Below are 8,733 nucleotides of genomic sequence, written 5' to 3'. Positions count from 1 at the left end.
TGCCCACCGGCCAGGGCCGCCGCCTGCCACGACGACGCCAGGCCCGCGGCCTGCCACAGTTCCCAGAGCAGGGTCTCGGCAGTGACACCGGCCGGCCAGTGGCCGTCGGGGGTGAGGTGGGCGGCGGCCAACCCGGCCTCGATGATCCGGGCGACGCGCAGCAGCGGGGCGACCTCATGACCGAGGTGGGCCAGCCGCTCGGGGTCGCGCACGTACACGGTGAGCAACTCGTCACTCGAGCGACCACCACCGGCCGCCAACTCCTCGCGGCGCAGGGTGCGGCGCAGCCGGCGCAGGCGCACCGAGTCGGCGCCCCCGATCGGTGAGGTGAGGATGTCGACGAGCGCCTCGACCGAGATCTCGGCCTGCCGCCCACGGGCCAGGTCGATGACGATCCGCATCAGGGCCAGCAGCGGCCGCACGGCCACCTCGTCACGAACCGGCACATCCGTCGGCGGTGCGGCCAGCGGTACCGATTGCGCGGTCAGCACCCGCCGCATCGTCGCCGTGCGCCCCCGCCCGCGGGTGATCACCGCCATCTGCGACCACGGCACTGAGTCGATGAGGTGGGCGCGGCGCAACTGTGTGGCGATGAACCCGGCCTCGGCCGCAGCGGAGCGCAGTACATGGGCCGAGACCTCGCCGTCGAGACCGCCGGTCGTCGGACTCGCGACCCGCTGATGCCCCGCCCCGAGCGCCCCGATGCGTGCCGTCACATCACCGGCGACGCGGGCCAGCGCCGGCGGCAATCGGTACCCCTGCCCGAGTACGAACTCCTCGACCCGGGCCCCGGGCCGCCCCCACGACCCGAGCATCAGACGCGGATCCGCGCCCCGGAAGGTCTGCACGGCCACATCGGGGTCGCCGATGAGCACCAGCCGGGCGCCGGCGCGGTGCAGGACCCGCAGCAGACGCGCGGCCGGGTGGGTCAGTTCCTGGGCGTCGTCGACGACGACGAGGCGGATCCCGGTGGCGACCCGATCGAAGGCCTCGACGTCGTCCTCGAGCAGGTCGGCCGCCGCCGTGAGGATCCACGCGGGGTCGTACGCGCCGGGAGCGGACATCGCCGTCACCTCGTCGTACTCGCGCAGCACCGCCGCGGCCGCGGCCCATTCGGGGCGGTCGTGCTCGTCGGCCAACGCGATCAGGTCGTGCGGCTCGAGCCCGTGTTCGACGGCCCGCATGAGCAGGTCACGCAACTCCGCCCGGAAGCCACGGGTCGGCAGCGCCTCGACGACCCGGTCGGGCCAGGCGGGGGCCGGTGAAACGCCCGAGGCGTGGCCGTCGAGGAGTTCGCGCAGGATGACGTCCTGCTCCGGACCGGTGAGCAGCCGAGGCGTGGGCATCCCCCGCAACGCCGCATCCTGGCGCAGCAGACCGAACCCCAAGCTCTGATGGGTGCGGGCGAGCGGCTCGGTGGACGTCTGACCGACACCGGCGGTGACCGCATCGCGCAACCCCGCGGCGGCCAGCCGCGAGGAGGTGAGGATGACGCATTGGCTCGGGCTCACCGCTCCGGAACGCACCGCGTGGACGACCGTCTCGACGGCGACCATGGACGTGCCCGTACCCGGGCCCCCCAGCACCCGCACGACATCGGCCGTCGACGCCACGGCCCGACGTTGGTCGTCGTCGAGGCGCGGGCGGGCGGCGATCGGGCCGGTGGGCCGTCGACGCAACTGCGGTGCAGGTGAACTCTCCATCACGCAACAGCCAATCAGATGCCGCCGACAACGTTGTCCAGACCGGGCCGCGACCCGAACGTGCCACCATGCGGCCGTTGACGCCGGTTGTCCCTACTGGCCCGTACGATGGCCCAGATGCGGGAGGAGTCTGAGATGAGCAACGAAACGACCGAGGTGGGTCGCCCCCAGCGGCTGCCCCGTGACCAGCGTCGCGCCCAGTTGCTCGAGTCGGCCCAGCACGTCTTCGTCGAGCGGGGGTACCACGCGGCCGGCATGGAGGACATCGCCGAGCGAGCCGGGGTCTCGAAGCCCGTGCTGTACCAACACTTTCCGGGGAAACTCGAACTCTACCTCGCGATCCTCGACCATCAGGTGGAGTTGCTCGAGTCGATGATCAGCGACGCCCTGGCCCAGGCCGGCGACGCCAAGGAGAAGGTGTACGCCACCTTCGGGGCCTACTTCGACTTCGTCACGCGTGAAGGGGGCGCGTTCCGACTCGTCTTCGAGTCCGATCTGACCAAGGAGACCGCCGTCCGCGAGCGCCTCGACCGTGTCGAACGTGAATGCGCCCACATCATCGCCGAGCACATCGTCATGGACACGGGCCTGCCCGACGAGTACGCGACCCTGCTCTCGATCGCCTTGGCGGGTATGGCCCAGGTGACCGCCCGTGGTTGGCTGGCCCTGGACACCCAGATCACCAAGGAGGACGCTGCCCGGGCAGCCGCCCACCTCGCGTGGCGTGGTCTGGGCAACTACCCCACCCGGGCCACGACAAACGCTGCCGGCCTTCCCGTCGGCACCTGAACAGGAGGAAACACATGGAGGTCAAGATCGGCGTCCAGAACGTCAGCCGAGAGATCGCCTTCGAGACCGACGCCTCGGTCTCGGACGTCACCGCCGCCATCGACGCGGCCCAGCAGACCGGAGTCGTGCACCTCGCCGACAACAAGGGCGGCACCGTGATCGTGCCGCTGGCCTCGTTGGGTTACGTCGAACTCGGTGAGCCCCACCGGTCGCGCGTCGGCTTCGGCGCCTGACCACCGAGGTCGCGAACGGCCCGACGTACGGTTCGAGGTCCGCCACGAGCGTGTGCCACGCCCGTGGCGGACCTCGAACCGTATCCGGGGATCAGCCGATCACAGGTTCAGGCCCAGGGCCTTCATCCGCTCCTCGTGCCGCACGGTGACCTGCTCGAACACCACCAGCGTCTCGGCCAAACCCGCCCCGGGGGTGCCGCCGGCCCCCACGACCAGGGCCCCGAGCCCATCGTGCTCGGCGGCCAGATGCTGCCCACGGGCCACGACCTCGCCGAACAGTCGCCGCGCCCACAGGGACTGCCGCCCGACCTGGATGGGGTTCTGCGCGATGGCGCTGCCGGCCGCCTCGACGAGGAAGGCCTCCTTCCTCGGGTTCTCCCCCGCCCGGCGAACGACCTCCATGGTGACCGCGTCGTCGGTCCAGCCGGCCACGGCCGTGTACAGGTCGACCGCGAGACCGTCGGCGATGCAGGCCTTGACCAGGGCTTCGAGCCACGTCGCGGGCGCGAGCCGGGCGTGGAACTCATCGAAGGTGGGCATGAACGGCGCCATCGCCTGGGTCGGGCTGGAGCCGAGTTCGACCAGACGGTCCACGAGCAACCGGTGACGCGCCATTTCGTCGGCCGCGAAGGCCGACAGTTCAGCCCGCAGCGGGAGGGTCGGCATCGTCGTCGCATCCGCGGCCAGACGACCGAACATGCTCAGTTCACCGGCGGCAAAGACGCCGAGGAGGTCGATCACCTCGGCGGGATTGTCAGCATCACTCGCGCGCATGATTCGCAGCCTACTGCGGGGGCAGGTATCATGTCCCCAGCACCGGTGCCCGGTCGGCACAACTTTTGGGGCGGCAGTCAGCCCGCCACCGTCGCTGCACATGCAACAGGAAGACCTCCGATCGGCCCGCGGCCGCGTCACGACTCCCGTGATGCGCCAGCCCAGCGATCGAGAGACCTCATGAGCGACACCGACGTGGCTGCCACGCAGCCCGACACCACCGAAACCGACACCCCCGCCGCCACCGAAACCGACACCCCCGCCGCCACCGAAGCCGAAACCCGCACCTTCGCCGACTTCGGCATCCACCCCGACATCGTGGCCTCCCTGGCCGAGGGCGGGATCATCCACCCGTTCCCGATCCAGGCGATGACCCTGCCGGTCGCGCTCGAGGGTCACGACATCATCGGTCAGGCCAAGACCGGAACGGGCAAGACCCTGGGCTTCGGCGTCCCGATGCTCCAGCGCCTCGACCTGGAGTCGGCGGAGAAGCGCCCCCAGGGCCTGGTCATCGTGCCCACCCGTGAACTGGCCGTCCAGGTCGCCAAGGACCTCGAGCAGGCGGGCAAGATCCACGGCGTCAAGGTCTTGACCGTCTACGGCGGCCGCGCGTACGAACCCCAGGTGGAGGCACTGCGCTCCGGCGTGCATGTCGTCGTCGGCACCCCGGGTCGCCTGATCGACCTGGCCCAGCAGAAGCACCTCGACCTCAAGGGCACCCGCACCGTCGTGCTCGACGAGGCCGACGAAATGCTCGACCTCGGCTTCCTGCCCGACGTCGAGAAGCTCATGGCGATGACCTCGCCGAACCGCCAGACGATGCTCTTCTCCGCGACCATGCCCGGCGCGATCGTCGCCCTGGCCCGGCGCTACATGACCGCACCCACGCACATCCGCGCCATGGGCGACCCGACCGAGGGGTCGACGGTCAAGGCGATCTCCCAGTTCGTCTACCGCGCCCACTCGATGGACAAGGTCGAGATGCTCGCGCGCATCCTCCAGGCCAAGGACCGCGGCCTGACGATCGTGTTCAGCCGCACCAAGCGCACGGCCGCCAAGGTCGCCGACGAATTGGTGGAGCGCGGTTTCGCCGCGGCGTCGCTGCACGGTGACCTCGGGCAGGGAGCCCGGGAGCAGGCGTTGCGGGCGTTCCGCAACGGCAAGATCGACGTCCTCGTCGCGACCGACGTCGCCTCGCGCGGCATCGACGTCGAGAACGTCACGCACGTCATCAACTACCAGTGCCCCGAGGACGAGAAGACGTACCTGCACCGCATCGGCCGCACCGGCCGGGCCGGGAACACCGGCACCGCGGTGACCTTCGTCGACTGGGATGACATGACCCGCTGGGCCGTCATCAACCGGATCCTCGAACTCGGCATCCCCGAGCCGGTCGAGACGTACTCGACCTCCCCGAACCTCTACGAGGACCTCGGCATCCCCGAGGGCGTCAAGGGTCGGCTGCCGCGCGAGAAGCGCACGCGGGCCGGGCTCGACGCCGAGACGATCGAGGATCTCGGTGAGACCGGCAAGTCCTCCGGCCGTCGCCCCGGCGGTCGGCGTGGGTCGGAGCACCACCGCGCCACCGCCGACGTGCAGTCGGGCGAGCGGGAGCAGGCCAGCCGCCCGCGTCGCGCCCGCAACCGCCGCCGCACCCGTGGCGGCGAGGGCGGCACGACGCCGGCTTCGGGTGGCACGGGTAGCACGGCCGGCCAGGCCTGATCGGCACGCCGTAGTCTGTGCGCTGTGTCTGACGTCTCCCGCCGCGCCACGGACCTGACCCAACGAGTCCTCCGCCGAGGCCACCGCACCTGGCAGCAGGTGCAGCAGCACCTGCGCCGCACGCGATCGACCGTCGACGGGACGCCCGCGGCCTCGGTGACGACCCAGCTCGCCGAGTTGACCGACGCCGGGCGGCATGCCGAAGCGGTGACGCTGGCCCAGCGCCACCTTCCCGGCCTGCCGACCGACGTCCCGTTCCTCGACCAGGTTCGGGCCAGCGCGTCCAAGGCCGGCGCACTGACGCTGCAACGCCGCGCCACCCAGCTACGTCTGGCCGCCACCTCCGCCGCCGACCTCATCGGCCGCGAACGCGTCACCGCCGCCGCCCGGCAGCTCGAGGGACGCTGGCTCGAGACCGAGCCCGGCTGGTCCCCGACGATCGCCCCGGAGGTCCTGGCCGGGCTATCGCCGGTCACCGACCCGGTGCCGGGTCGGGTACTGCACGTCCTGAAGATCTCGATGCCGCAGCGCCAGAGCGGCTACACGATGCGCACGATGTACACCCTGGTGGCCGAGCACGGCTCCGGTCTCGAGCCGATCGCCGTGACCGCCCTCGACTACCCGGTCTCGGTCGGGGTGGACGACGCCCCCGACCGTGAGGACGTGCGCGGCATCGCGCACCTGCGCCTGACCCGCGGCACGCCCCCGGCCAAGGAGCCCTTCGACGTCTACCTCGACGCGTGGGCCACCGCCCTGGCCCCGGTGGTCGCGCAGCAGCGTCCCGAGGTGATCCACGTGCACTCCGGGGCCCGCGGGTACGAGTCGGCGCTGGTGGCCGTGGCCGTGGGCCGCGCGCTCGACGTGCCGGTCGTCTACGAGGTCCGCGGGTTCTTCGAGTCCCTGTGGACCAAGGACGTCGCGTGGTCCGAACAGTCCGAGGTCTACCACCGCCGTCGTGACACTGAGACGCGCTCCATGCAGGCCGCCGATGCCGTGGTCACGCTGAGCGAATCGATGCGCCAGGACATCCTCGACCGCGGCGTCGACCCGGCGAAGGTGTTCGTCGTCCCCAACGGCGTCGACACCACCGCCTTCGTGCCGCGCGAGCGCAACGCCGACCTCGTCGAGCAGATCGGGCTGAACGAGAAGTTCGTCTTCGGCTACGTCTCCAACCTCGATCATTACCGCGAAGGTCAGGAGTTGCTCATCGACGCCGCGGTCGCGCTGCGGGCCCGGGGGATTCCCGCCGTGGCGCTCATCGTCGGCGACGGTCAGCGACGCGGATTCCTCGAGAAGCACGCCGCGCAGGTCGGTGCCGGTGACGCCGTGGTCATGACGGGCAAGGTCCCCCACGACCAGGTCCTCGACTACTACGCACTCCTCGATGTCTTCGTCATCCCCCGCATCGACGAGCGGGCGGCCCGCCTGGTCACGCCCCTCAAGCCGTTCGAGGCGATGGCCGCGGGCCTGCCGCTGCTCGTCTCCGACCTGCCGGCGTTGACCGAGATCACCGGTGGCGGGACGCGCGGCCGGAGTTTCCGGGCCGGCGATTCAGGCGCCCTCGTCGAGGCCTTGGCCGACCTCCACGCCCATCCGGAGAAGCGTGACGCGCTGGCCGCGGCCGGGCGCGAGTGGGTCGATCGCGAGCGCCAGTGGTCGGCCAACGGGCCACGCTACCGCGCCATCTACGAGCAGGTCATCGCCGCCCGGCGGGGCTAGGCGGTCGACGCCGGCCAGTGTGGTCGTCGCCGACGCCGTTCGTCGCCGACGCCGATCAGGCCTCGACGTGCGGGCGCGGGTCGCCGAAGAAGACGACCTGCCCGGCCCGGTTCATCAGGGCCATGTCCGAGATCGGCCACGTGTGCGCATGCCGGTCGGCGCCGCGGATGCTGACGAAGTTGAACCGGTCGGCCGAGTAGATCGAGACTCCGGCCTGCTTGGCCCGGGTGAGGATGTCGGTGTCGACGGCGCGAGGCAGATCACCGAACCGCAGGTCACGAGCCACGTCGCCGTCGAGGATGATCGAGCCGCCCTGGACGAGCCGCTCGAACTTGTGCTCGGAGTTCGGGAAGCGCAGGATCACCGCGTTCGACGAGCGCAGCCACACGTAGTGGCACCACTTCCCCACGATCCCGGCGCCGGAGTGGGAGAACGAGTCGACGAGGTCGGTCAGGTAGTGCTTGCCGTAGTAGTTGTCGTCGTCGACCTTGGCGATGTACCGACCGTCGGAGGCGTCGATCCCCAGGTTCATGCAGGCCCCGAGCGTGATCGAGGGGTCGGCCCGCACGATCTCGAGGTGGTCCACGCCGGCGTCCCGGTAGCGCGCCCGCAGGTCGGCCTCGTCGACGTCCAGACCGTGCAGGACGAGGACGAGTTGGACGTTCCCGTACTCGTTCTCGACCTGACGAGCGACATTCTCGGCCACGTTGTCGAGTTCGTGCAGGCGGTTCGTCGGCACGATGACCGACACGTCGCGCCACACGCCCCGCGGGCGCAGCCGCAGGTCGTCCTCGATCGTGCGGGTGCGGTTGGCCCACCCGTGCAGGCTGCGTGCCGCCCGCCCGATGGCCAGGGCCTCCCGGTCGACGACCTCGTCCTGCCACAGCCTGGCCGCGACGTCGAGGCGCAGTTCCTCATCGCTGGAGGCCACCGAGGCGAATCGGCGCAGGCCCGGAGCGAGCAGGTCGGCGGCGGTCTCGTCGACGACCAGCGGGGTGGAGGACATGGCCGCCTCAACCATCGCCCATCCCAGCGCCGGACCATCGCCGAGCGCCACGGCCTCCCGGTAGGGGGCCAACGCCGGCTCCGCCCCGTCGGGCTGCTGCACCGAGTCGAGGTCGAGCAGATCGAGGTGGTCGGACGGAACCGGGGCGATGCGGGCCGGGTCCCACGTGCCGTGGGTCAGGACGGCCGCGTTCGATCGCTTGCGGGCGGCTCCCCCGACGCGCGGGGAGTGGATGCTCGGCGCCGCGGCCGGCGGCAGGTAGCGCACGGTGCGCCCCGACGCGGCCGACCAGGTGTTGGCGGCATCGAGGTCGTCGACGTAGAACATCGCCGTGTCCGGGATCGGGTCGTCGCTCTCCTGCCCCGGGACCCGGAAGAGGTCGGTGACCGCGGCCTCGTCCCACGAGTCGCCGCGGCTCTGGGTCCACCAGAGCACGACCGGGACCTGCGCCGCACGCGCCACCATGACGAAGTGCGACACCGTGAGGTCGGGAGCGGCTGCCGGGTGGGCACCGCGCATCTCGATGAAGAGGATGGCGGACTCCTCGATCGCGTCGGAGGCCTGATACACCAGCGTCTCGCGGACGTGCCACTCGGCGGCGAGCCCCGTGACGAAGCGCGGCGTCGCACAGACGGCCACGACCGGAGCCAGGGGGTCCGGGTCGACCAGCGGCGCGGACCCCGCTCGCGGCACCAACCGGCTTGAGTTCGCCAGCCACCCGAACCGGTGGCGCAGGCCCGCACGGACCCGCTGGCGCAGGTCGCCTCCGCGGGGGCCCGACTCCGCC

General features: G+C 71.3%; 7 protein-coding genes. 4 read left to right on the top strand and 3 right to left on the bottom strand.

The annotated features are described in order from the left end of the window. Positions 1-1,703, bottom strand: a 1,703-nt coding sequence (locus KD1_RS03535) for a UvrD-helicase domain-containing protein (protein ID WP_157073143.1), incomplete at its 3' end; no start/stop codon positions are given. A 135-nt stretch (positions 1,704-1,838) separates the two neighbouring features. On the opposite strand from KD1_RS03535, the gene KD1_RS03530 reads away from it, so the two are divergent. Both KD1_RS03530 and KD1_RS03525 read left to right on the top strand, forming a co-directional pair. Further along, positions 1,839-2,492, top strand: coding sequence for a TetR/AcrR family transcriptional regulator (locus tag KD1_RS03530; protein WP_068397622.1), 654 nt, complete (start codon positions 1,839-1,841; stop codon positions 2,490-2,492). A 14-nt stretch (positions 2,493-2,506) separates the two neighbouring features. Next, positions 2,507-2,725 carry a DUF3107 domain-containing protein gene (locus KD1_RS03525; RefSeq protein WP_068397619.1) on the top strand — a complete coding sequence of 73 codons (219 nt, stop codon included), beginning with the start codon at positions 2,507-2,509 and terminating at the stop codon, positions 2,723-2,725. Positions 2,726-2,824: 99 nt separating this feature from the next. Here KD1_RS03525 and KD1_RS03520 read toward each other — a convergent pair whose 3' ends face one another. Beyond that, on the bottom strand, positions 2,825-3,499 hold the full coding sequence (locus KD1_RS03520; protein WP_068397618.1) for a ferritin-like fold-containing protein: 675 nt from the start codon (positions 3,497-3,499) through the stop codon (positions 2,825-2,827). 180 nt (positions 3,500-3,679) lie between these two features. On the opposite strand from KD1_RS03520, the gene KD1_RS03515 reads away from it, so the two are divergent. Both KD1_RS03515 and KD1_RS03510 read left to right on the top strand, forming a co-directional pair. Further along, a complete protein-coding gene (locus tag KD1_RS03515; RefSeq protein ID WP_068397617.1) occupies positions 3,680-5,221 on the top strand; it encodes a DEAD/DEAH box helicase in 1,542 nt (513 codons plus the stop codon). A gap of 24 nt (positions 5,222-5,245) precedes the next feature. Next, a complete protein-coding gene (locus KD1_RS03510) occupies positions 5,246-6,940 on the top strand; it encodes a glycosyltransferase family 4 protein (protein WP_157073142.1) in 1,695 nt (564 codons plus the stop codon). A gap of 55 nt (positions 6,941-6,995) precedes the next feature. Here the strand turns inward: KD1_RS03510 and KD1_RS03505 are convergent. Continuing rightward, positions 6,996-8,733: glycosyltransferase family A protein (locus KD1_RS03505; RefSeq protein ID WP_157073141.1), on the bottom strand; the 1,738-nt coding region annotated here is incomplete at its 5' end.

The organism is Kribbia dieselivorans NBRC 106261 (assembly GCF_001552435.1).
GTDB classification, from domain to species: Bacteria; Actinomycetota; Actinomycetes; order Actinomycetales; family Dermatophilaceae; genus Kribbia; species Kribbia dieselivorans.
The sequence above is the reverse complement of the archived record's forward strand: the minus strand, read 5'-3'. Positions and strand labels throughout refer to the sequence as shown.

Coding starts and splice junctions, on each gene's coding strand:
- KD1_RS03530 (WP_068397622.1), top strand. CDS start 1,839: ATGAGCAACGAAACGACCGAGGTGGGTCGCCCCCAGCGGCTGCCCCGT.
- KD1_RS03525 (WP_068397619.1), top strand. CDS start 2,507: ATGGAGGTCAAGATCGGCGTCCAGAACGTCAGCCGAGAGATCGCCTTC.
- KD1_RS03520 (WP_068397618.1), bottom strand. CDS start 3,499: ATGCGCGCGAGTGATGCTGACAATCCCGCCGAGGTGATCGACCTCCTC.
- KD1_RS03515 (WP_068397617.1), top strand. CDS start 3,680: ATGAGCGACACCGACGTGGCTGCCACGCAGCCCGACACCACCGAAACC.